The 22,269-nt window shown below is 42.2% G+C and carries 20 protein-coding genes; 7 read left to right on the forward strand and 13 right to left on the reverse strand.

Annotated elements, in window-relative coordinates; genetic code table 11:
- Position 1: 1 nt before the first annotated feature.
- From hisC to RM544_RS00200, 4 genes are all read right to left on the reverse strand, one after another.
- A complete protein-coding gene (hisC, locus tag RM544_RS00185; protein ID WP_311359765.1) occupies positions 2 to 1,096 on the reverse strand; it encodes a histidinol-phosphate transaminase in 1,095 nt (364 codons plus the stop codon).
- The gene (gene hisD / locus RM544_RS00190) at positions 1,093 to 2,427 is read right to left on the reverse strand and encodes a histidinol dehydrogenase (protein ID WP_311359766.1); all 1,335 of its coding nucleotides are present in this window, start codon (positions 2,425 to 2,427) and stop codon (positions 1,093 to 1,095) included. The genes hisC and hisD overlap by 4 nt, the downstream gene beginning before the upstream one ends.
- A gap of 5 nt (positions 2,428 to 2,432) precedes the next feature.
- Positions 2,433 to 3,332, reverse strand: coding sequence for an ATP phosphoribosyltransferase (gene hisG, locus RM544_RS00195; RefSeq protein WP_311359767.1), 900 nt, complete (start codon positions 3,330 to 3,332; stop codon positions 2,433 to 2,435).
- 353 nt (positions 3,333 to 3,685) lie between these two features.
- Positions 3,686 to 4,531 carry a thioredoxin family protein gene (locus RM544_RS00200; protein WP_311359768.1) on the reverse strand — a complete coding sequence of 282 codons (846 nt, stop codon included), beginning with the start codon at positions 4,529 to 4,531 and terminating at the stop codon, positions 3,686 to 3,688.
- Between the two features lie 139 nt (positions 4,532 to 4,670).
- On the opposite strand from RM544_RS00200, the gene RM544_RS00205 reads away from it, so the two are divergent.
- Both RM544_RS00205 and RM544_RS00210 read left to right on the forward strand, forming a co-directional pair.
- Positions 4,671 to 4,898 carry a hypothetical protein gene (locus RM544_RS00205; RefSeq protein ID WP_311359769.1) on the forward strand — a complete coding sequence of 76 codons (228 nt, stop codon included), beginning with the start codon at positions 4,671 to 4,673 and terminating at the stop codon, positions 4,896 to 4,898.
- 3 nt (positions 4,899 to 4,901) lie between these two features.
- Complete coding sequence (locus RM544_RS00210) at positions 4,902 to 5,393, forward strand: hypothetical protein (protein ID WP_311359770.1); 492 nt, start codon at positions 4,902 to 4,904, stop codon at positions 5,391 to 5,393.
- A 14-nt stretch (positions 5,394 to 5,407) separates the two neighbouring features.
- Here RM544_RS00210 and RM544_RS00215 read toward each other — a convergent pair whose 3' ends face one another.
- Genes RM544_RS00215 through RM544_RS00225 form a run of 3 tightly spaced genes read right to left on the reverse strand, consistent with a single transcriptional unit; the run spans position 5,408 to position 8,262 of the window.
- Positions 5,408 to 6,802: a hypothetical protein gene (locus RM544_RS00215; RefSeq protein WP_311359771.1), complete on the reverse strand. Its 1,395-nt coding sequence runs from the start codon at positions 6,800 to 6,802 to the stop codon at positions 5,408 to 5,410.
- Entirely contained in the window at positions 6,783 to 7,754 is a 972-nt protein-coding gene (locus tag RM544_RS00220; RefSeq protein WP_311359772.1) for a hypothetical protein, read from the reverse strand. Before RM544_RS00220 ends, RM544_RS00215 begins: the two co-directional genes overlap by 20 nt.
- Positions 7,699 to 8,262 carry a hypothetical protein gene (locus RM544_RS00225; RefSeq protein ID WP_311359773.1) on the reverse strand — a complete coding sequence of 188 codons (564 nt, stop codon included), beginning with the start codon at positions 8,260 to 8,262 and terminating at the stop codon, positions 7,699 to 7,701. Before RM544_RS00225 ends, RM544_RS00220 begins: the two co-directional genes overlap by 56 nt.
- A gap of 302 nt (positions 8,263 to 8,564) precedes the next feature.
- Between RM544_RS00225 and RM544_RS00230 the strand changes: the two genes are divergently transcribed.
- The 4 genes from RM544_RS00230 to RM544_RS00245 all read left to right on the forward strand — a co-directional run bounded on the left by RM544_RS00230 (position 8,565) and on the right by RM544_RS00245 (position 13,001).
- Positions 8,565 to 10,658 (forward strand): tetratricopeptide repeat protein, encoded by a 2,094-nt coding sequence (locus RM544_RS00230; protein ID WP_311359774.1) that lies wholly within the window; start codon positions 8,565 to 8,567, stop codon positions 10,656 to 10,658.
- Positions 10,659 to 10,775: 117 nt separating this feature from the next.
- The gene (locus tag RM544_RS00235; RefSeq protein WP_311359775.1) at positions 10,776 to 11,387 is read left to right on the forward strand and encodes an RNA polymerase sigma factor; all 612 of its coding nucleotides are present in this window, start codon (positions 10,776 to 10,778) and stop codon (positions 11,385 to 11,387) included.
- A complete protein-coding gene (locus RM544_RS00240) occupies positions 11,371 to 12,054 on the forward strand; it encodes a hypothetical protein (RefSeq protein WP_311359776.1) in 684 nt (227 codons plus the stop codon). The genes RM544_RS00235 and RM544_RS00240 overlap by 17 nt, the downstream gene beginning before the upstream one ends.
- A gap of 14 nt (positions 12,055 to 12,068) precedes the next feature.
- Positions 12,069 to 13,001 carry a PDZ domain-containing protein gene (locus tag RM544_RS00245; RefSeq protein ID WP_311359777.1) on the forward strand — a complete coding sequence of 311 codons (933 nt, stop codon included), beginning with the start codon at positions 12,069 to 12,071 and terminating at the stop codon, positions 12,999 to 13,001.
- A gap of 4 nt (positions 13,002 to 13,005) precedes the next feature.
- Here the strand turns inward: RM544_RS00245 and RM544_RS00250 are convergent, their stop codons facing one another.
- The 5 genes from RM544_RS00250 to cysD form a co-directional block, all read right to left on the reverse strand.
- The gene (locus RM544_RS00250; RefSeq protein WP_311359778.1) at positions 13,006 to 14,730 is read right to left on the reverse strand and encodes an SLC13 family permease; all 1,725 of its coding nucleotides are present in this window, start codon (positions 14,728 to 14,730) and stop codon (positions 13,006 to 13,008) included.
- A gap of 203 nt (positions 14,731 to 14,933) precedes the next feature.
- Positions 14,934 to 16,337 carry a sulfate adenylyltransferase subunit CysN gene (gene cysN / locus RM544_RS00255; protein WP_311359779.1) on the reverse strand — a complete coding sequence of 468 codons (1,404 nt, stop codon included), beginning with the start codon at positions 16,335 to 16,337 and terminating at the stop codon, positions 14,934 to 14,936.
- Position 16,338: 1 nt separating this feature from the next.
- On the reverse strand, positions 16,339 to 17,136 hold the full coding sequence (gene cysQ, locus RM544_RS00260; RefSeq protein ID WP_311359780.1) for a 3'(2'),5'-bisphosphate nucleotidase CysQ: 798 nt from the start codon (positions 17,134 to 17,136) through the stop codon (positions 16,339 to 16,341).
- Positions 17,136 to 17,729, reverse strand: a complete 594-nt coding sequence (gene cysC, locus RM544_RS00265) for an adenylyl-sulfate kinase (RefSeq protein WP_311359781.1) — start codon at positions 17,727 to 17,729, stop codon at positions 17,136 to 17,138. The genes cysQ and cysC overlap by 1 nt, the downstream gene beginning before the upstream one ends.
- Entirely contained in the window at positions 17,729 to 18,643 is a 915-nt protein-coding gene (cysD, locus tag RM544_RS00270) for a sulfate adenylyltransferase subunit CysD (protein WP_311359782.1), read from the reverse strand. Before cysD ends, cysC begins: the two co-directional genes overlap by 1 nt.
- 381 nt (positions 18,644 to 19,024) lie before the next feature.
- Here cysD and RM544_RS00275 point away from each other — a divergent pair, with 381 nt between their 5' ends.
- A complete protein-coding gene (locus tag RM544_RS00275) occupies positions 19,025 to 20,953 on the forward strand; it encodes a methyl-accepting chemotaxis protein (RefSeq protein ID WP_311359783.1) in 1,929 nt (642 codons plus the stop codon).
- 87 nt (positions 20,954 to 21,040) lie between these two features.
- Here RM544_RS00275 and RM544_RS00280 read toward each other — a convergent pair whose 3' ends face one another.
- On the reverse strand, positions 21,041 to 22,261 hold the full coding sequence (locus RM544_RS00280) for an EAL and HDOD domain-containing protein (protein WP_311359784.1): 1,221 nt from the start codon (positions 22,259 to 22,261) through the stop codon (positions 21,041 to 21,043).
- Positions 22,262 to 22,269: the final 8 nt, after the last annotated feature.

Raw genomic sequence — 22,269 nt, forward strand, 5'->3', positions numbered from 1 at the left:
GTTACTTTGCCTCGTTAGCAAAAAATGCAGTAATTAATGCTAATAATGTTTGATTTTGAGCTTTGTCACCAATACTAATTCGGAGACAGTTTTCTAGCGCAATTTGTTTTGATTGGTCGCGTATGAGTACTTTGTTGTCAACAAGGTGCTTCATTAATTCGTTCTTTTTCTGGGTTCTGAACAATACAAAGTTGGCTTTAATATCACCTACGATTTGAATGTCACCGACCTTACTCAGTGCGGCTTGTAATTGCGATAGCTCAGTTTTTAAGAACTCAACATCTTTAGCTACCGCACTTAGATTTCTCGACTGTAATGCCTGACCCGCTATCTGCGCAACTGGCGCTGGGATCGGGTAGGGCGCAATCACTTTGAGCAAGGTTTGAATAATATCTGGTGACGCAAGGGTGAACCCGCAGCGCAAACCAGCAAGCGCAAAGGCTTTGGATAGCGTTCTTAGTAATACTAAATTAGGGTACTGCGCTAACAATTGGCTTTGTGTTTGTTCACTATCAAACTCGATATAAGCTTCATCAAGTACAATGATTGCTTTGTCTTTATAAGCGGCGAGTACTTTTACGATATCTTCTTGAGGGACGCTCGTTCCAGTTGGATTATTCGGTGAACAAATAAAGACAACTTTTACTTTACCGACATATGACAATACAGCGTCGATATCTACGCTAAAGTCTGCAAGCAATGGCGCGCGTTCTACACCCACATTAAAGGTTTGAGCACTTATCGCATACATGCCATAGGTTGGTGGACAAATAAGAATGCTATCTTGGCCTGGCTCGCAAAAAGCGCGAATTACCAATTCGATTCCTTCATCAGCGCCACGTGTCACTAGTGTTTGTTCAGGCTTGAGACCTGCATAGTCAGCATACGCGTTGACGACAGTGTCCGGTTGACAGTCGGGATAACGATTGAATATTGCTGTATCGATTTCATAGTCACGATGGAACGGCGACTCGTTCGCATTCATCCACACTTGTTTTGCGTCAGCGCCAGAGCCAGCAAATAAACGACGCGCAGATTCATAAGGAGTCAATTCATTTACATAGTTAACGGTAAGTGCTTCAAGCCACTCGCTCATGGGTTTTCTCCCGAACGACTTTGCTCGTTAATGTTCGAAAGGCGCACTTTAACCGCGTTTCTGTGAGCATCAAGTCCTTCAGCGTCAGCTAAATCCATAATCGCCTGGCCAATGTTATTCAGGCCATCATAGCTAAGTTCTTGAACCGTGTAGCGACGCATAAAGTCAAGTAAGCCTAAACTAGAGTAATTCCGCGCATAACCATAGGTAGGCAATACGTGGTTAGTACCGCTAGCGTAATCGCCGGCTGATTCAGGCGAATATGCGCCTACGAAAATACTGCCTGCGTGTTTTAGGGGCGCGAGTAACTCTCTGGCGTTATCCGTTTGCACAATCAAGTGTTCCGGAGCATAAGCGTTGCTGACCTCTACTGATTGTTCAATATCGGCTGTTAGGATGTAACGACTATGCTCAACAGCTTGCCCAGCAATATCTCGACGAGACAATTGAGCGAGCTGTAACAAGACTTGTTGTTGTACCTGTTCGATAAGTGCTTGGTTATCACACACTAAAACGGCTTGTGAATCGGCGCCGTGCTCAGCTTGTGACAATAAATCTGCGGCAACGTATGCTGCATTTGCATTTGCGTCGGCAATGACCAAAACTTCTGAAGGGCCAGCTGGCATATCAATAGCTGCGCCACCTAGTGCCTGACTGACTTGTTGTTTGGCTTCTGTCACAAAGCTATTACCCGGACCAAATATTTTATCTACCTTAGGAATAGTCTCGGTACCAAATGCCATGCCAGCAATAGCTTGAGCGCCGCCACAAAGATAAATGTGTTGAATGCCACATTTCTTTGCAGCATAGCGAATCTCGGCAGCGATAACACCCTGCGGTGATGGTGGAGTACAAAGAATAGGTAACTCGCACCCTGCAACTTGAGCAGACACGCCTAGCATGAGTACAGTAGAAGGTAGAGGCGCACTCCCACCAGGGATATAAAGGCCTACTTTTTCTAGTGCGGCATGCTTTTGTTCGCAGATCACACCAGGTGCCGTTTCAATCCGAATGTCTTGGGGACGCTGTGCCTCATGAAAGCACTTAATGTTGGCATAAGCCGTATCAATTGCTGACTTTACAGCGTCACTGATTTCGCTCTCCGCGTTTTCGATCAAATCTGGATCTAAACGCAATGAGCTTAACTCAGCACCATCAAATTCTTTGGTATACGCCAGTACAGCACTGTCTTGGTTTTCGCGAACTTGGCTGACTATTTTAGTCACAGTATCACGCAGCAATACGCTGTCCTTCATTGCCGGACGGCTAAGCGCGTCGGCTTGTGCTTGCGTGCTTAAAGTGCCCCATTCAATAATTGATTGCGACGACATGACTCTTACCCCATCATTTTTTCAATTGGCATTACCAAGATGGAGCTACAACCTAGGGCTTTTAGCTTTTCCATCGTTTCCCAAAACAGTGTTTCGGCGCTGACGACATGAATAGCGACCGCTTCTTCATTACCAGCTAATGGCAGTACTGTCGGGTCCTCGGCTCCTGGTAACAAGCTTTTCACTTGTTCCAAATACGCTTTTGGCGCATGAAGCATAATGTATTTGCTTTCTTTGGCTTGCATAACACCGTCGATGCGAGGTAATAGACGATTAATCAATGCTTGCTTGTCTTCGCTCAAAGGCTGAGCTTTTTGAATCAATACCGCTTTTGACTCGAAAATAACTTCTTGCTCACGCAAACCATTAGCTTCTAATGTCGCACCTGTCGATACGAGGTCACAAATAGCATCCGCAACTCCAGCGCGCGGAGCAACTTCAACCGAGCCCGTCAACATGACTGCGCTAGCATCGATATTCTGCTCAGTAAAATAGCGCTCAAGAAGGTAGGGGTAAGTCGTTGCTACTTTGGTACCATTTAAGGATTCGATACCGGTATATTTCATTTCGTTCGGTATCGCGATAGATAAACGACAGCCGCCGTAGTCAAGGCGTCGTAGTGTTTGAAACTCTGCTGGACGTTTGGATGCTTGGCGTTCTAACATCTTCTCTTCCAGTTCATTTTCACCGATAAAACCCATGTCGACTACGCCATCCATAACCAAACCTGGGATGTCGTCATCGCGCACTAACAAGAGGTCAATTGGCTGGTTAGTTGAATGAGCTATCAATAATCGATCTCTTATTTGCAATTTGATGCCGATGGCTTTCAATAAGGCAATGCTATCGTCGCTAAGGCGACCTTTCTTCTGCACTGCTATTTTCAGTCTTTTGCTATCGCTCATTACTTCTTCCTTTTACATTTTTTTTAAAGTATTACTACTAAAACTCAGTTTTGGCTTGCCTAAGCAAACAAAAAACCCCCGAAAGTTTCCTTCCGAGGGCTTCAAATTTCTAAATGGCCATGGAAAGGAAACAATACCCTTCCAGCACGAACCTGAAAGGTTATGCGTTTACGTGATGATGGTGGCCGAAATTTGTAATAGTCATGATTGTCTAATTTGTTTAAGTGCGTGAATGGTATCCAAGTTATGCATGATTATCAACTGGAAAACGCGCCTTATATGAGTTTGTTTTAAATAAGTCAGACTAATTGCTTATAAGTCCACAAATTTGCGTCCTGTTAAAGGAGAGTCGTTCATTCCCATGATTGCTTTTGCGGAGCACTCGCGTTTAATTTTTTCACTGTTTTAGTATCGAGGGTGGTCTGATTACGCATTTCATGGATGCTCTTTTGCACAGAGGTTCTAAAGACTTTCACTTCGTCCCAAAGTGCATAAAATGTATCTTTATCGTAGTTGGCAGCAAGTTCGGTATCTTTATTCGCTCGCACATCATCACTCGCTTCAAGCATAGGCCCGAGTATTTTGTAAGCGTCTTGCAGACGCGCGCTCTGCTGTTTCTCGAACAACGCAAGTGCATCATTTGAAGCAGACGTAGTATCGGTGCTTGTTCCCGCGGTCACACTTTCTTTTTTCCATTGAGAGAAATGCGAAATATACTCGTCAAATTCAACGCTATAAGCACTTTGCCACGTTCTAAGGCTTTGCACATTTATGACGTCATTGGTATCTGGATTCACAATCAGTACGGTAGGCGTCGCAAAATAGTTAGGGTAGCCGACAAAGTTCGTAACATCTCGTCTGTCTTCCAAGTAGCCGACATCAATGAACGTTGTTTCATATTGTGCTGCTAAGATTGTTTGCATTTCTGGTTTAGAGAAGTTGCTTGCTAGGCCAACACTGTCATGACACCACTCTGCGCCAAGGACGAGTAAGGCTAGTTTATTCTGTTTTTTTGCTTTTTGTAGCGTATCTTTTGCTTGCTGAAGCGGATCAGCGTGCGCTGTGTAAACGTATTCTGGCAGTACCAATGAATCACTCTTTGCTAAAGCCGCTTGTCCGAGCAGCAAATACAGCCCAGCGCTGAATAAGCATAATAGCGTCATTGGTTTAGCGGCTTTCTCGCGGATCTGATTTAGCATATTGAGCTCATTTGTGATGGTCTTAAGTGTATGTTTTGTACGATACCATCTTTTTTCGCAATGAAACATTATGAAACGAAGGATATGGGTAAAATGGCAGAAGTGTATGTATAATCGTGTTTCAACGAGAGGTAAATGAGTGAACCCATTTAAGAAAGTAAACACAAAGTTCAAAGATGCGATCCGTGATAAAGCGATATCGCGTGCTGAGACACGCATCGTGTTGGCCCAAAAGAACCCAGAAGATTTCAGCGAAGAACAGCTGGAAGTGATTGTTCAGGAAGAAGAAGCCAAGATTTATTCTACCATTAAAGAAAAAGGGATACTGGCAGTGCTTGCTGTGCTAGGTATCGGTATTTTTGGGTAAGTCATGAATAAAATTATCAACATTATATTAAGTGGTTTACTGTGGCGAAAGTACAAATTCTTTATCATTAGTCTCATCTTACTCGTCGCGTTTATATTCGTAGTGGGACAAGTGCATGATGATTATCTTCGTTATAACGAGCTTCAAGAAAACCCCACAAACATAGGGCTATCTTTTGCAGTGAAGTGGGCTATTTGGGCGCTGAGTATTGGGGTTTTCCTTACCTGTAATCACTTGTTTAATAAATATAAAAAGCAACAAAAGCAGATTGAGTCGGAGCAATCTAACTCGGCTTTAAAAAAAATCATAAGATGGAAAGCGAGCTTATCGTCGGATAGTCAATCTCGTTCAGATAAAGCGACCTCGGCTGAGCGAGAGACAAAGAGTGTTAGCAAGAACAAGTCCACTGAAGATCCATTTGCGGCAATCCGAAAGAAGAAGAAACTACGCTCATACGCTGATGTGATCATTGAGCAAAAGCCAACTAAGAAATAGTCTACTTTTTTAATCTAGGGCGATGACGATAGGCTGCAAACTTGCTCGTTTAGCGCTGCTGACTGAGTAGGCAGGTTCGGTGCTAAGCCAAGTTGGTCGAAGCGAGCTTGCAACTTCGTTAAGGTTTCATCTGCGGCTTCTTCTTGCTGTTTAAATTGACGTAGCCGCTGTTGATTGTCAGTAAACATGCTTTCACACTTTTGTACAATAAACTGAGTTTTGGCATCAATTCTGTTCGGGCTTGAAGCGAGGCGTTTTTGCCAAGCTTCATATTTCGTTTTTAACTGTTGCTGTCCCTCTACTACACAGCTTTTAAATTCCTCAAGTTCATTACTGACAACTTCTACGCCGAGCGTTAGTTGGGCTTCATTTGCAACCTGACTAGCGCTCAGTGACCTCAAAACAGCATCTTGTCTTTGATAGGTATAAGCACTCACTGGAAGCAGGTCGTTACGACTACCTATTTCGGGCTTGAAGTTTGAGTTTGTATTTTGCACGAAGCGTAAAAACGATTGAGTAAAGATTTGTAATTGCTGCTTGCGCTGGCTATCTAATCTCTCGATTAATGCATCGAGGTTTGTTTTGTTGAGTTTTATAATCGAAGGTAGCAGTCGTACGGAGGGTATTTCCTGTTTAGCTATCGCTTCAGCAAAGCGAACGCTATTAAATGCGCGAGCGGCACACACATTAAGGGCTGTGGGTAAATGCTGCTCTATTTCGAGAACGTCGAAAGGTTTACTTTGTTCTGTTGCCGCGACTGTGATGTTTTTGCAATCACTTGCGTCGTATATGGTTATTGCTTGTGCAAGATTTTCAGATGCAAGTTGTTGGTTGAAGTCGTCAATGGATTGGTTTTGTTGATTCAAGGACGTTTCCAAATTACGCTCTGCTATTGCTAAGTTGCGTTCCGCTGTGGCGATGTCTTGAGATAATAAGCGCCGACCAGTGCTGGTAGCGACAAGTTGTGACCATTCAGCATACTTAAAACGAGCGGTATCGAACTTGCCTGCATTTCGAAGAGGTATCGCTTGGCGATTCATTTGTAAATAAAGACAGACGTTTGATGAAGCTGGGATAGAGCGTAATTGAGGGGGTAAGGAAAATACTTTCTTGCGTATTTCTGCAAATTGGTTATTTGAGCGTGACAATACTTGCCTTACTGGCTTTGAACGCCCACTTTGGTCAAGTTCAAGATATTCGGCGACAAGCACTATGTTTTGTCTTGCGTACTGCTGCGCAAAGGGGTGATCTGCATCCCATGTAAATTCTATCTGTGACCCTTTACCTACCACTTCCGTGCCGAGTTGACTATTAAGCTCTGTACTGACGCAGCTTGCTAACATTAAGCAACTGAACAGTATTGCCGCCGCTACTTTACGTCCGCGATGTTTAGTTCGGTATTGGTACATTAGTAAATCCATATTCTGAGAGCGTTTCAAGGCTAAGATCGCTGGTGGCTAGGATACGGCTTTCAAACATAATTTTAAGTATCCTTATCGCTTCTGGAGCACGTCTTTTAAGCATGTTCTGATCATTGAGAGCATTCAAACCAACTAACATGTTTTGCATTGCATCGCGCTCAAGGCGCATTGTAATTTCGTGCGCTGCGCTGATACCTTCTTTTTGAATGCGGGCAACATCGACAGGCATTTGCTTTTCCAGGTATAGCTGGAGGGCTCTGTCTCCATACCTAGCAAGAGCTCGCTTTATACCATTTGCTTCGCTTGAATTTGAAATAGAGTAAAGCCTTGCTCGAGGTGCGGGTTGTATCATTAGCCGGTAATACACAAATAGTCGACTCGCCCAACTTACTCCTTTTTGACGCATTTGCTCTTTGGCGACAGCCTGCAAATAGGCTTGCGGGTTGGAGAGTACTCTTTGCTCAAGTTGCGCTTGTGACTCGCCTCGTCTGCGCGGAATGCCATAGAGAACACCAGAATATGCATGTACTTGATATTTAGCACCACGTTCTATAGTCCTGATCAATCCACCTAAGAAAGCCACTGTGCATGAGCTAGCGCAAGAATCGCCGCTTTTTACCTTAACCATCGTGCCAGCTTCTCTTAAGTATAAACCTATCTGAACACCTTCCATGAGCACACCGCCGCCAGATTTCAACCAGACCTCATCAACACGCCGGTTGCGAAGAAAGTATCGAACCCGTTTTGCATCGCCCGATTCTACTGCGCCATTGTATATTAAGACTTGGCGACCATTTTTGGTTTCAACACTTATGTTGGCGGCATTACCGTAGTTCGCAAAGCACAAACTTAAGCCGAGAAAAATGACAAAGCGAAGCATATTATTACACAGTGACCGGTTGGTATGGACCGTTTGGTAAGCTTCTACAATACTTAACATAAACACTTTCAGAGCTACTGCCGTCAACCAAAGTATCTTCAATATCAACGCACTCTCTGTTTAGCGCACTCTCAGCATAGGTTTTAATCGGTTTTACCGTTCCTCTCAGGTTAGGGTTGCTCGGATCTTCATAAGTAGTCACTTGTGCAGAAGAAGCAGCCTGAAGCACCTGTTCACGACGTCGCTTTTCGCCTTCTTCGGACAGCTTTTTATATATCGTGTTGCCAGCATAGTCAGCAAGCTTACAAAAGGTTAGAAACAAGCCCAATTGAAAGCCTTTCGTGTAAGTATCTATTTCTTTTGCTGAATACACGCGGTCTGTTTTCTCAAAGAATTTCTCAGCAAGTTTTTTACCCACATAGGCGCCAGCGATACCACCACCAGTACAGATAATAGCTCTTGTTCCCCAGCCAAGTTTGTCATCGCCGCCAGAGGTGCTCTGACATGCGCTCAAGAAGAATACGCAAGCGCTGACGAAGCTTATTATAAGTGACTTTTTGGTTTTCATTTTCTTTCCCTGTTTTGGCTTTGTGAGTAGGTGTTTTTTTAAACACTTTATTTTTCACTCTAGGTATACTGGATATCAACTCATTAAACAAAGCCTCAAGACCCTAATTGACTGCTTGTTAGTCTTAACTGCCGTTAAGTGACGACATGTCAACTGAGCGAATTTGAATCATTAGGTCTGGAATTAAGGCAATAGATTGATTGTTTAATGTGCTGGATACGTTTAAAAAACGTGCATATAAAAGTTTGCTTGTATATGATGTAGTCATCAAAAAATGCTAAATCAAACCACACACTCAATTCATGGAAACGAGAAAGAGAAAGCGAGGCATAAAAGCATCTAGAGTCAAGCTAGAGGCAGCAATGCTAGACGCAGGTATTGAAACGCAGTTTGCTCTTGCATCAAAAATAGCTGAGAGCGAGGGATTAGAAAAGATCCCTAAAGATCTTGTTAGCAAGGTCTTTCGAGAGCGCGCCGTCTCAACCCATAACTTAGCGAGAGTAGCAAAAGCACTTCAGGTTGAAGCTCACACAATCTACCTCTCTAGTGAGAGCACACCCTTTGAGCGAGTTGCTGATTTTCAAATCGAAAGTGAATTGGCTAGTCAGAGTGCAGAAGACAACGAAACCGATAAGATTAAATCAGCGCCTTTGGCAAGGGGCAGAACACGCGCCAAAGTAGTACTTTTTAGCGTTATTTTTCTTTTTATATGCGCTTTCGCCATTTACCTGACTGGGCATTCAAAACAAGCATCTGATCCTTCTGCTTTATCACTAGTCGCTCCCTTAGAATCAACAAATAAACGACTTATTGATAATCCGCTTGGTAAAGCATTGTTGCTTATCCAAACTCAAGATGAGCTTAAACATATTGGGATTCAGTTAGTCGATGTACTGCATAGTACCGATTTTATAGGCGCGGTGATGGTTACCGAACAACAAACTGCCGAGATGTCTCTACCCGAAATACTCAAAAAGTGGCAGGTTCACGGTGTATTGCACTTGTCTATGCTGGAATCAACGCATTATGCATCTATTCAAATGGAAATGGCTCATGCATCAAATCGAGCCCTTATTTTCGATCAAGTTGTCCATCAAGGTCTACTAGGTGAGAGCAGTTCTATTTTAGTGGCTCGTCTTCATGCTCACCTAAAGCAATTTGTGAGTGGCGAAAAAGTAGCCCTAGCATCTGCTATTTCAAAAACAAGCATGCAAAAATATTTAGAAGCTAAAGATACGCTTTACTTTGCTCACTCATACCAAGACCTAGACAAAGCGCTAACACTATTGAAGCAAGCTTTTCAAGAACAGCCTGACTTTGCGCAGGCCTACGCGGAGGCTTGCAGAGCTAAGGTCCAAATGAGTTGGCTGAAAGATGAAACAGCATCTTTGGCTTTAGCGACTACGTATTGTCAGCAAGCAGAGGAATACAATTCAATGGCGCCGGCAGTAATCAGCGCAAAAGCCGAATTGCTCTCGAGAACGGGAAGGGCGTTAGCGGCAGTTGAGCATTTGGAGCCAATATTAAGAGGCGCAATAAGCGATTCTGCTCATGACGCCTTTGACCCTGATGCGTTTGCGTTATTTGCGGAGCTGCTTCTAGTCTTCACCACGAGTGACGAGTTAGATTCAAGTGAAAGAGGGCATAGCGATGATGGAAACATTGCAGTCTATGCAGAAAAGGCCCTTTCAATTGCGCCTGACCATTGGCGCGCGATGAATACGCTTGGCAATTACTACTTTGCTAAGGGAGATATTCGTGCAGCGGCAAAGCGTTTTGCTAGTGCATCACTTGTCGTCAAACAACCAGTAATATTGGCAAACTTGGGTACGATGCAAATGTGCTTTGGTGAATTGGACAAGGCAAAGCAAACGTATTTGGATCTGATCGACTCAGCTAGTAATACTTACCTTGCCTACGAAAATTTAGGTTCAGTATTCATGTTCGAGCACGACTTTGTTGGCGCCTTAAACTACAAGCTCAAGTCTATTAAGCTGCAACCGGATTTGGCTATTCACCAAGTGTGGGGGAGCTTAGCAGAAGTTTATTTACGAAACGGGAATAGCGAGCTGGCCTCTCAACACTATCAAAAAGCCTTGCGTATTGCTGAACGAGACGAGTTACTAGACAATACAAGCGCTGATGGACGCCTTTCTAAACTGTACTATCAAATGAAGTTGAATGTGATTGACCCAAACGGTTTTCAGTTTGATGATCTTGCGCGTAAAGCGAATCAATTTTTACAAGACAGTAGCGGCTTGGGGTTAAAATCAAGAAGCCATTTAGCTTGGATTGCGGGTCAAATAGGTAAGGAAAAGGTAAAACAAGAAATATGGGCTAGTATCAGTCAGCTCTGTCCCGTCTATAAACAGTCTCCTGAACTCAACTTTGGTTAAGTATTCTCTTATACTTCCAGAGCTACTTATTTAATATACTCAGTTTTTATCAAAAAAAATGTAACGCTTTCGAGCGCGTTCACATCTTAATATTTAAGTACACACAAAAAGGTTCAAATGAACGAGTTTTCGGCTTTTCGCCAAAGGATTGATAAAAGCATAATCATTAAAGCTCAGTCGGGTGACAGAAGAGCTTTAAAGTCGATCTATGAAACCTTTTTTACCGCAAGTTTCAAGTTGGTTTATCGCATCACAACAAGCAAAAGTGCGAGTGAAGATATTGTCCAAAATGGTTTTATCAAGGTGCTGACAAATATAGCAGCATTTAAACACAATGGCAGTTTTGCTGGCTGGCTTAGGCAAATTATGGTGAACGAAGCACTTGGCTACCTAAGAAAGCATAAGAAGTTTACAGTTGAGCTTGAACTGAATCCTCAAACCAATGAAGAAAGACAGAGCCAGTTGCAAAGTCTTGATGTAGCCAATAACACGGTCTTTGACCAACCATGGTGGGAAGCTTGCAATGATTTATTTGTACTTATGAAAGACCTGAGTGTCGGCGCAAGAACAGTGTTGATATTGCATGAAATAGAAGGTTACTCACATAAAGAAATTGGTGCTTTTCTTGACAAAACAGAGAGTTTTTCAAAACAGGTACTGGCGAGAACAATGCTTAAACTGCGTGAACAAGTAACTCGAGAGGAAGCAAGAAATGCATCCAACAGCTAGCGAATTACAAGCATATAACGATGTTTTAAATGATACCCCAGAGGAAAACCTTGGTAATCTGGCCTCACATCTTCGTTCATGTGAATTATGTCAATCTCGTCTGCAGAACTTGCGAGAGTTTAGAGGCCGGATTGAGTTAGACACCCGGCCTGATCTCAATACAGTTAAACCGGCGTGGGAAGCAATCGAAGATGTATTGGATGCAGAATCAGATAGGCACTTTTTGTCTGACCTTACTGAAAAGACCATTGAGCCTAGTGCCCAAGGCAGTAGCAAGATAGTTGCTTTAGAACGCAAAGTGAATAAGCTCTCGGCGGCATTAATTGCCTTAGCTGCCTGTTTCGCTCTAGTGATAGCATATCCATTAATAAGCCCATCTTCGTGGTTTGATGACCATTCGAAAAGTATGGAAATGGCACTGGCAACCACGATTGCAGAGAATAACGAATTACAGCAACGTGTCAGTGCACTTGCCCCGGATCACGTTTTTCAACAAGTGGGTTACTTCCGCTCTAAAAGAAACCTACAAATGTTGGATAAGCAAATCCAACTTGCGTATCTCGAGGAGCAAAGTATTGAACATAAAATTGTGCTTTGGGAGCAACGTAAGAAAATCATTTTGAACATGCTGGAGCAACACAATAAACCCGCAGTTATTATTATTTAACACAAGGATTAAGAATGAAAAAGATTATGAAAAATATGAAGTTAGTAATATCGCTTGTACTTTTCGTGCTAATTGGTCCCAACCAAGCGATGGCTTTGCAAACATCTGAAGAGTCTAAAGCACTGATGGATGATTTACTGACGAATATTAAACAGACCTTGTTAGCAGTCGCGAAAGCTGAGCAGGAAGCTGGAAGCAATATAGAAGACTTATACATAGAAATAGCAATACCAGCAAGCTTGTCTCCCAACCTGGGGCTTGTTTTGGAGCCGAATGATAATAAAGGCTTAAAGGTCTTATCTATTAGCCCAGGAAGTTTCGCTGAGCACTTAAAAATTCAGCAAGGTGATCATATTGTTTCCATCAATGAGGTTGGCTTGAAAATGGAGGGAGGAAGGGAGGTACTCAACGAGCTACAAGATATTACACCGGGCGACAGCATTACTCTTGGTTTGGAGAGAAAAGGGGAAAGGTTAGAAATTACCAGTGTCGTCAATGGAGAGTACCTACCAGCGTTTAGACTGGAAGTAGGTCAGGCTGAATTAAGCAAAGAATTAGATGGCTCATCATTAAGCAACGAACTGGAATTGAGCGAAGATGCTTGCGGCACAGTGTCTGTACTTTTTAGGCCACCCGAAACAAAACGCCTATATAGCTTAATAATCACTCACATTAATGACCGTAAAGTATTATCGAGCAAAGCTAAATATCGCCTAGCACCCGGTAAATATACTTTGCGAGTGCAAGAACAAATTGATGATCCTTTGCTTAAAAGAAGAAGGGTGGTAAGCCAAAGACCAAAGCTACTTGAAGTCGAAGTAAAAGCAAATCAAACTTATTATTTAGCTGCAAAATTTATTACCGAAAAGCGTCTGCGTCCGCAAACCAATGAGTTCTGGGAACCTGTAGTGTGGAAAGTAAAAGAAGATAGCGCCTGCAAGCTTTAGCAAATTATAGGTAGAACCACGCGAGCATCGTAATCACTACACTCGAATATAGGATTGAAATAGGTACACCCATTTTTACAAAGTCCTTGAATCGGTAATTAGTTGCTGAAAATACCAATAAGTTGGTTTGGTAACCGTAGGGGGAAATAAAACTTGCGCTTGCCGCAAATGCTACTGCTAATGCAAAAGGCGTTAACGGCAAACTCATTGCCTGCACTATACCGTAGGCAAAAGGGAACATAAGCGCTGCAGCTGCGTTGTTTGTAACAAACTCTGTTAGCAATAGCGTCATTACATAGACTGCAATTAAAGCGACGACAGGCGGCATATCACCTATTATTGGTGATATACCCTTAGTTGCTAACAGTATGATGCCGCTTTCCTCTAATGCAGTAGCAAGGCTTAGCGCACCCACAATGACTAATATCAGATTAAGCGGTAGATTGCGTTTCACTTCAGAAATTGAGCTTACATTTATCAAAGCTAAACTCGCAATAAAGAAAAGTAGGCCAGTAGCAAGAGGTAATAGTGAACTTGCTGCTAAGACAATCGTGCTGACAAAACCAAGCAAGGTAAAGATTTCCTGCCAAGGTTGCAGTTTGCGCGTAATTTTTTGTTCTGAAACTACGAAGAAGTTTTTGTTGATATTGTCGCGACCTTGAAAGTCAGCGCCAGTGGCGAGTAAAAGAAAGTCACCGGCCTGCAACTTCAGCTCTCCCAATTTACCTGATATTTGTTCACCATCTCGTCGTATGGCAACAACTGCGGCATCAAACAGCGCTCTGAAACCCACTTCTTTGAGGGTTTTATTAATGATAGGCGCTCGATTCGAAATAATGACTTCGGTTAAATTGTCGCGCAAGAGGCCATCCGCTTCAGCGAACATAGTTAAGCCTTTTATATGAGCAATATTGTCCATTTTTTTCACATTGCCCGAGAATATAAGCTTATCATTCTCTTCGATAAGCATATCCGGAGTGACCGGTGAGATCACCACATTGCGACGCACAATTTCGATTAAAAACAGTTCCGGCAAGTTGCGCAGGTGGTTTTGCTCTACCGTCTTGCCAATAAGTTCTGAATCAGCCTCAACGTCGGCCTCTAACAAGTAACTCTGGTAGCTATTTTCATTGCTTGCGATATTGGGTAATAAAGGGCTTAACAAAAACAATAATACAGCACACAGTAAGCCTGCACTTAAACCGAAAATTGTAAAATCGAAGAAATTAAAACCTGGGTGGCCATGCTCAATTAAGAAACTATCAACAATTAAGTTGGTTGATGTACCCACTAAAGTGACGGTGCCGCCGAGTATTGCCGCATATGAAAGGGGAATGAGTAAACGCGATGGGGCATGCAATTGGTTCTGTTTAATCGGGCCAATTAAACTGGCCACAATAGCCGTGTTGTTGAGCAGTGCTGATGAGCTAAAGGTGACGGCAAACATGCGCCAAAAACTTTGCTTGAATGACTTTCTAACAATCGCTCTGCCCAAGCGCTTTATAAAGGCAGTTTTATCGATAGAGTGGCTCACCAATAATAGTAAAACTAGCGTCACTAAGCCCGTGTTTGTGACATTCTTCAATATTGCTTCAAAGCTGATTTGTTGGGTGAGCAATAATAAAAGCATACAGGCTGCAAAAATACTAGATGGACGTTTGTTAGTGAATGCGAGAGAAAAAATAGTACCAGCAAAAATAAACAATACGAGAATTTGCTCTAAAGACATGCTTAGTTACGTCCTGTTACTGGTATCGATGCCACGGTTACAACCTTTTATGAATTGGCTAATTGCCAAAGTGTATATTGTTCAAAACACTAGAATAGCGTATTTCCTACAGATATAAAAAAGCTTGTTTAGTCGTATTGCGTCTTTAATAGCAATTTAATGACTAAACAAGCTTATATCACGGTAATCTGGCTTAAGCAGACTTACTTGCTGATGTCCATCGCATTCCAATGAGGGAAGTGCTTCCTGACCAACGCATTCATTTCTAGTTCAAACTCTGAATATTCATGCGACTTCACATTCAGTTCATGCTCTTTAATGATCATTCCTGCGCCAACAGTACTGTTGCTTAATCTGTCGATGATGATGAACGCGCCTGTTTTTCTGTTCTCAGTGTAAGGGTCGCAGGCAACATCTTGTGTCAGCTTAATATTTGCTACACCTATCTCATTCAAATTCAAATGCAAAGCATCGGTTTTTTCAAGCGTATTCACGTCGATTTGGTAGTCGATGCTAGCAATGCTTCCGGGCACCATTTTTGTCGCGAATTTAAAGCTATATTGTTTGTTTGGGATTAAGGCGTCTTCAGACATCCAAACCATGTGCGTTTTATACGCGTTGGAATGCAAAGGCAAGGCGTCAGACTTAACAATCATGTCGCCACGTGAAATATCAATTTCATCATTCAGCGTTAAGGTAACCGCGTTTGGTGCATTTCCTTCTTCTAAATCACCGTCAAAAGTGTAGACACTCTTCACGGTCGACGTTTTTCCAGAAGGGAGCGCTGTTACTGCGTCTCCAGGCTTTATTGAACCTGAGACAATAGTACCCGCGAAGCCTCTAAAGTTGAGGTGAGGGCGATTGACATACTGCACAGGAAAGCGGAAGTCTTTATGTTGTTGCTCTGTGATTTGCATGCTCTCTAGCAATTCCATCAACAGTTCTCCCTTAAACCATGGTGTCTTTTCGCTGCGATTTACAACGTTATCACCTTCTAGCGCAGAGATAGGCACAAAACGAATATCAGGGATTGTAAGCTGCTTCGAAAACTCCATGTAGTCTTTCTGGATCTGTTCGTAAACATCTTGACGATATTTCATTAAATCCATTTTATTAATTGCAACAATGACGTGTTTGATCCCTAGCAGAGAAACCAAAAATGAATGACGACGAGTCTGTGTTTTCACACCCTCTCTTGCATCAACTAAAATAATCGCCAAATCACAAGTGGATGCGCCGGTGACCATATTACGGGTATATTGCTCATGTCCAGGAGTGTCAGCAATGATGAATTTACGTTTTTCAGTACTAAAGTAACGATAGGCAACATCAATCGTAATGCCTTGCTCACGTTCAGACTGCAAGCCATCTACGAGTAGGGCCAGATCGACTTTTTCACCGGTAGTTCCTACTTTCTTGCTGTCTTTCGTGATCGCAGCAAGTTGGTCTTCATAAATCATTTTTGAGTCATGTAGCAAGCGCCCGATTAAAGTACTTTTACCATCGTCTACACTGCCGCATGTAAGGAATCGAAGTAGATCCTTTTTTTCATGTTGTTCTAAGTACGACAAAATGTCGGTTTGTAATAATTCGTTTTCGTTATTCATGTTAAAAGCTTACCAAGAAAAATGGGTTTAATACGGAGTCTTTTTGGTTGTAGCGCAGGGGCGATGCATCGGGGTCCATTGGATTGTCTGGATCTAACACAGTCACCTTAGCACCTGCTGCAAGCGCTACGGCATGTGCGGCGCCCGTATCCCATTCGCTGGTAGGGCCAACTCGCGGATATAAATGCGCTTCGCCACTTGCCACTAAGCACAGTTTTAAGGAACTACCCATGGCAACTAGCTCAGTTTCGCCATCTAATCCATCTAAGATTTTATTTATCTCAGGACTTTGATGTGAGCGACTACCGACTACCTTCCAAGTGTCCCCAGTTTGATGTGCTTTTGCTTTTATTTCGTTTTTCGCGCCGTTTTCTTCGCAATAGGCACCTGAATCAACCTGACCGACATAGGTTTTATTGATAGCTGGCGCATGCACAACCCCAAAAGTGGGTTCACCATATTCGATTAATGCGATGTTAACGGTAAATTCACCGTTCTTCTTAATGAACTCTTTTGTGCCATCTAATGGGTCGACTAACCAATAGCGCACCCATGTTTTTCTCTCTTCCCATGGAATATTAGCCGACTCTTCAGATAAAATTGGGATTTCGGCAAGTGCCTGTAAACCATCGACAATGTGGTGATGAGCAGCTAAGTCGGCCTCTGTAAGCGGGCTCGAATCGGACTTATCGTAAATTTCGAAATCTTGCTGATAAATCTGCATGATTTTTTCGCCGGCTTCGACTGCAATGGTTTTCACCTTTTCAATCAATTCTGGTGTCATTTGAATATGGCTCATTACACATATCCCTTTGCAACTAGTAAATCAAACAAACGCTGTGCGGTTTCTTCAGGGCTTTCGTCTACATATTGCAAATGTACTTCAGGAGCTTCAGGAGCTTCATAGGCCGAATCAATACCAGTGAAATTACTAATATCGCCACTGCGCGCCTTTTTGTATAAACCTTTAGGGTCGCGTTGTTCACAAACCTCAATAGGAGTGTCGACGAAAACCTCTACAAACTCACCGGTCTCAAGAAGTGATCGACAATAGGCTCGATCAGCTTTAAACGGAGAGATGAATGCAGTGATAATGACGGTACCCGAATCGACAAAAAGTTTAGAGACTTCGCTAATGCGGCGAATATTCTCAACACGGTCTTTATCATCAAATCCAAGGTCGCCACACAGGCCATGTCTCACGTTGTCACCGTCTAACAAATAAGTTTTGCGCTGCTCGGAGAAGAGTTTCTTTTCTAATAAATTTGCGATAGTTGATTTGCCTGAACCTGATAAGCCCGTGAGCCAAATGACGGCCGGTTTTTGCTTAAGTGCTTTGGCTCTTTCTTGTTTGTTGACGGCATGTTCATGCCATACGATATTGGTAGACATTAGAAGTATCCCTCCATTTTCTTCTTCTCCATTGACCCAGAAGAATCATGATCGATAACTCGGCCTTGGCGCTCAGATGTTTTGGTCAGTAGCATTTCTTGAATCACTTCTGGCAAGGTGTCTGCTTCAGACTCCACGGCGCCAGTCAATGGATAGCAACCTAAGGTACGGAAACGAACAGAGCGCATTTCTGGCGTCTCACCTTCTTCCAATGGCATACGATCATCATCAACCATAAAATAAGTGCCATCACGCTTCACGACTGGGCGTGGCTTCGCTAAGTATAATGATGGGATTTCAATGTTTTCCAAGTAAATGTACTGCCAAATATCTAACTCAGTCCAGTTAGACATTGGGAATACACGAATACTCTCGCCTTTATTTATTTGGCTATTGTAGATATTCCATAACTCTGGACGTTGATTCTTAGGGTCCCAGCGATGGTTTTCATCTCTAAAAGAATACACGCGTTCTTTTGCGCGAGATTTTTCTTCATCACGTCGAGCGCCACCGAATGCAGCATCAAATTTGTATTGGTTGAGCGCTTGTTTTAGCGCGACTGTTTTCATGATGTCAGTGTGTTTTGCACTACCGTGCGTGAAAGGGCCAACGCCTTGCTCAACACCTTCTTGGTTGGTATGCACTAATAGGTTGAGATTATGCTTCTTCGCCATCTCATCCCTAAATTGAATCATTTCTTTAAACTTCCAAGTGGTGTCTACATGCAATAAAGGGAAGGGGATAGTACCTGGCGCAAAAGCTTTACGAGCTAGATGCAAAAGGACAGACGAATCTTTACCAACGCTGTATAGCATGACTGGGTTGTCAAATTCAGCTGCGACTTCTCTGAAAATATGAATGCTTTCAGCCTCTAACTGCTTCAAGTGTGTAATTGAGGGTACTGAGGTTGTCATTGAACGACCGACTCCATAATGAAAGTTAATATGCCTAAAATCTATATACATAGAACTTTAGCATATTAGATTAATTTCAATTATGATAATTTGATATTTCTAATACCTTATTGATAACCAAAACATCAGATATGTTGCAATTTTGTTATATGTTTAGGTTTTAACGGCGGTAGAACTCAATATAGCGCAAAACCACGATTGAACTTACAGTTAAAGTTAAACAACTAAAAGCCGATATCGAATTCACATCGTTGCAAAAACTTGTTGTCCCAAAACAATAGCTAGTGACCGGTTGCCTTTCTCAAATTTATCATCATTAGAATTTGTAATTGGCCTTTGTAAAACGCCTATTTAACAAAAAACCTATTCATCGAGGTATATATGTTTGACTCACTAAAAATTAGCACTCGCGTGCAGCTAGGTTTTTCTGTTGTGCTCGTTTTTGCGATTGTACTTATCGTTTCTGTCGTGCATCTAAATATCGTTGGAATTATTGGTCAAGCAGAACAACGAGAGTTACTAAATTTACATGAAAGTGCGGCCGCAGAAATAGAGTCTGAAGGTCGGCTAGCACAAGCAATGAGTCACATTATTGCCCATACACCGCATTGGAATAAGCTATTAAAGGAGCGGCGTCGAGACGAATTAGCTCAGGAAATGGACCCCATGTTCCAGTCATTGAAAGAGCAATACGGTATTCGTCAATTTCAATTTCATCTACCTCCAGCAACATCATTTTTACGTGCACACAAGCCTGAAAAATACGGCGATGACTTAACAGCATTTCGAAGCACCATTATTGAAACGAACAACAGTAAACAGCCAGTTAAAGGTTTGGAAAAAGGCGTTGCAGGACTTGGTATTCGTGGAATAAACCCAATTTTTTATGAGCGTCAGCATATTGGTTCAGTAGAATTTGGAATGTCGTTTGGGCAGTTGTTTTTTGATAATTTCAAAGACAAATATGGAGCTGAAATAGCTCTATATGTCAAACAAGATAGCAAATATAAAACCTTCGGTGGAACCCTAAGGCAGAATGATATAAAGAATGGAATGCTTTTTAGCCAAGACGAACTAAACCAAATAATGGATGGTACTGCATTAAAAATTGATGCTGAATTAAAAGACGTGTCTTACTCAATTTATGGGAAGTATATTGAAGATTATTCTGGAGAAAAAGTTGGAGTAATGGCAATTGCTATAAATAGGGAAGAGTATATGTCGGCTATAAGTAATGCTCGCAATGCATCTCTTTTAATTGGTTTCATAGCTTTAGTCGTAGGTTTGGTATTTGCTCGACTGATTGCTAACTCAATTGTAACTCCTATAGAACAGGCTATGTTCGCAATGAATGATATTGCAAAGGGAGATGGTGATCTAACTAAACGGCTAAGAGAAGCCGGAAAAGATGAGATATCAAGTATGGCGAAAGCCTTTAATTTATTTTCCGAAAAAGTAAGATTAATGGTTACGGACGTTGAGAATGCCACAACAAATTTGGCAACATCAGCTGAAGAGATGTCAGTGATTACAAACGAAACAAATCAAGATGTCATTGAACAACAGATGGAAATCGAAATGGTTGCGAGTGCGATGAATGAGATGACGACGACGGTACAAGGAGTTGCAAACCTTGCTAATGATGCATCTGATGCAGCTAGAGACGCCGAATCAGAAACTCAAGTTGGAAAGCGGGTTGTTACAGAAGCGGTTAAAGCAATTGACTCCTTAGCATTGGAAATCGAAAATGCTACAAACGTCATTCATCAATTAGAGTCCGACAATGAAAAGATTGGTTCTGTATTGGATGTTATTCGAGGCATAGCTGAGCAAACTAATTTATTAGCGCTAAATGCAGCAATTGAGGCAGCAAGAGCTGGTGAACAAGGCAGAGGCTTTGCGGTGGTTGCTGACGAAGTTAGGACACTTGCTAGCAGAACTCAAGCTTCAACACAAGAAATTCAAAGTATGATTGAAACGCTTCAAACAGGATCAAGAAGCGCTGTAGCAGTTATGCAATTGAGTCAGGCTAAAAGCAAAGAAAGCGTTGAGCAGGCGTCGATAGCTCAAAAATCATTTGATGTAATTACGGCTGCAACTAAGAAAATAAGTAATATGAATCTTGAAATAGCGCATTCTGCCAGAGAACAAAGCAATGTATCAGAAGAAATAAATAAAAATATAGTCAATATTAATGAGGTAGTAGACAGAACGACGGTTGGCGCGAAGCAAACAAAGTTAGCTGGTCAAGAATTATCTAGTTTAGCTATAAAATTAAAAGATCTTGTGAGTCAGTTTAAAATACGCTGAGTCCCTTAAAGCTGGCCGTTATTAAAGGTAAAACGATTTGTTATTTATTCATCGTATAGTGGAAACTACCATCTATTTTTAAGAGCTCTATGCAAGTTGCAGCACTTTTTCCTCTGCCCACATGCCCGCTTCTTCATACTCTTCTAAGATTTTTTGATAAGGGATATTGAGATCGTTACAGCTTTGTTCCATTTTTTGCCAATTACCTTGCTCGAAGTGCTTACAAAGCTGAACGCAATCAGATAACCACCCCTGATTATCGATCAAGGCGTGTTTGATATCGTCACTTAAAGGCAAGTCATTAATGACCATATTGATTTCAGTATCCAACATAGCGTCTATCAATGACATCATACCCGTTAAGAATGCTGATGAACTGTCATTTGCTTGATTGCAATAGGGAGCAAGTAACTCGCAAAATTTTGCTCGTTGAATGGAAAGTCTAATCAATTCTTGTGGCTTCTCGCTTGAAAACTGAGCGGCAAAAATGAGACTAACAAAACGCTCCAGCTCATTCTTCCCTAAAACTAACACTGCCTGCTTTATCGTTTTGATCGCATTTTGACGTTTGAACATCGCCGTTTGCGTATATCGCAACAGCTTGAACGATAAGGTGACGTCCAGTTCGAATAGTTTGGTTATTTCGTTGAAGTCAGGCTCGGGTGATGATAATGCACTCATTAGGCTTGCAATTGAAGCTTGCCCAGGGGTGAGTGTCACACTCTTTATCACCTCAGGTCGGCTAAAAAAGTAACCTTGGAACAAAACAAAACCTTCGTCTTTCGCTTTTTTGAATTCGTCGTTAGTTTCAACTTTTTCGGCAAGTAACTTAATATGTGGATGCTGACGGACTGCGGCAAGAGTATCGTGCATGTCTTGCTTTGATATTTCGCGATAGTCTATTTTGACTATATCGATGAGTTTATAGAACGGCTCCCAATGTGCTTCATGAATAAAATCATCGAGCGCTAGGATATAGCCTTTTTGACGTAACTTTTTCAAAGCTCCATATAAGGAGTTGGTCGGTTTAACTGTTTCTAATATTTCCACTACTACCTTTTGATTTGGCAGTAGTTCGGGATACCCGCTTAATAGGCTTTGTTCAGTAAAATTAATAAAGGCGAGTTTGCCGTCTGATATCTTGTCTAAGCCAAGGTCAAACTGCAAACCCTCAATCATCTTTGATGTCGCTTTTTCTTGATCAACATCGGGAAATACGTTGTCTAGGCTAGTACGAAACAATAATTCGTAGCCATACAAGGTTTTCTCGCGATCTAAGATGGGTTGGCGCGCAGCAAAGAATCCCATGTTTTATT

The organism is Brumicola blandensis, assembly GCF_031846165.1.
GTDB lineage: Bacteria > Pseudomonadota > Gammaproteobacteria > Enterobacterales > Alteromonadaceae > Glaciecola > Glaciecola blandensis.

Bases quoted from the DNA above. Each gene is read 5' to 3' on its own strand.
- RM544_RS00250 (WP_311359778.1), bottom strand. From the start codon at position 14,730: ATGTCTTTAGAGCAAATTCTCGTATTGTTTATTTTTGCTGGTACTATT.
- RM544_RS00240 (WP_311359776.1), top strand. From the start codon at position 11,371: ATGCATCCAACAGCTAGCGAATTACAAGCATATAACGATGTTTTAAAT.
- RM544_RS00225 (WP_311359773.1), bottom strand. From the start codon at position 8,262: ATGAAAACCAAAAAGTCACTTATAATAAGCTTCGTCAGCGCTTGCGTA.
- cysN (WP_311359779.1), bottom strand. From the start codon at position 16,337: ATGAATAACGAAAACGAATTATTACAAACCGACATTTTGTCGTACTTA.
- cysD (WP_311359782.1), bottom strand. From the start codon at position 18,643: ATGACAACCTCAGTACCCTCAATTACACACTTGAAGCAGTTAGAGGCT.
- RM544_RS00245 (WP_311359777.1), top strand. From the start codon at position 12,069: ATGAAAAAGATTATGAAAAATATGAAGTTAGTAATATCGCTTGTACTT.
- RM544_RS00200 (WP_311359768.1), bottom strand. From the start codon at position 4,531: ATGCTAAATCAGATCCGCGAGAAAGCCGCTAAACCAATGACGCTATTA.
- RM544_RS00230 (WP_311359774.1), top strand. From the start codon at position 8,565: ATGGAAACGAGAAAGAGAAAGCGAGGCATAAAAGCATCTAGAGTCAAG.
- cysQ (WP_311359780.1), bottom strand. From the start codon at position 17,136: ATGAGCCATATTCAAATGACACCAGAATTGATTGAAAAGGTGAAAACC.
- hisC (WP_311359765.1), bottom strand. From the start codon at position 1,096: ATGAGCGAGTGGCTTGAAGCACTTACCGTTAACTATGTAAATGAATTG.
- hisG (WP_311359767.1), bottom strand. From the start codon at position 3,332: ATGAGCGATAGCAAAAGACTGAAAATAGCAGTGCAGAAGAAAGGTCGC.
- RM544_RS00280 (WP_311359784.1), bottom strand. From the start codon at position 22,261: ATGGGATTCTTTGCTGCGCGCCAACCCATCTTAGATCGCGAGAAAACC.
- hisD (WP_311359766.1), bottom strand. From the start codon at position 2,427: ATGTCGTCGCAATCAATTATTGAATGGGGCACTTTAAGCACGCAAGCA.
- cysC (WP_311359781.1), bottom strand. From the start codon at position 17,729: ATGTCTACCAATATCGTATGGCATGAACATGCCGTCAACAAACAAGAA.
- RM544_RS00275 (WP_311359783.1), top strand. From the start codon at position 19,025: ATGTTTGACTCACTAAAAATTAGCACTCGCGTGCAGCTAGGTTTTTCT.
- RM544_RS00215 (WP_311359771.1), bottom strand. From the start codon at position 6,802: ATGTACCAATACCGAACTAAACATCGCGGACGTAAAGTAGCGGCGGCA.
- RM544_RS00220 (WP_311359772.1), bottom strand. From the start codon at position 7,754: ATGTTAAGTATTGTAGAAGCTTACCAAACGGTCCATACCAACCGGTCA.
- RM544_RS00210 (WP_311359770.1), top strand. From the start codon at position 4,902: ATGAATAAAATTATCAACATTATATTAAGTGGTTTACTGTGGCGAAAG.
- RM544_RS00235 (WP_311359775.1), top strand. From the start codon at position 10,776: ATGAACGAGTTTTCGGCTTTTCGCCAAAGGATTGATAAAAGCATAATC.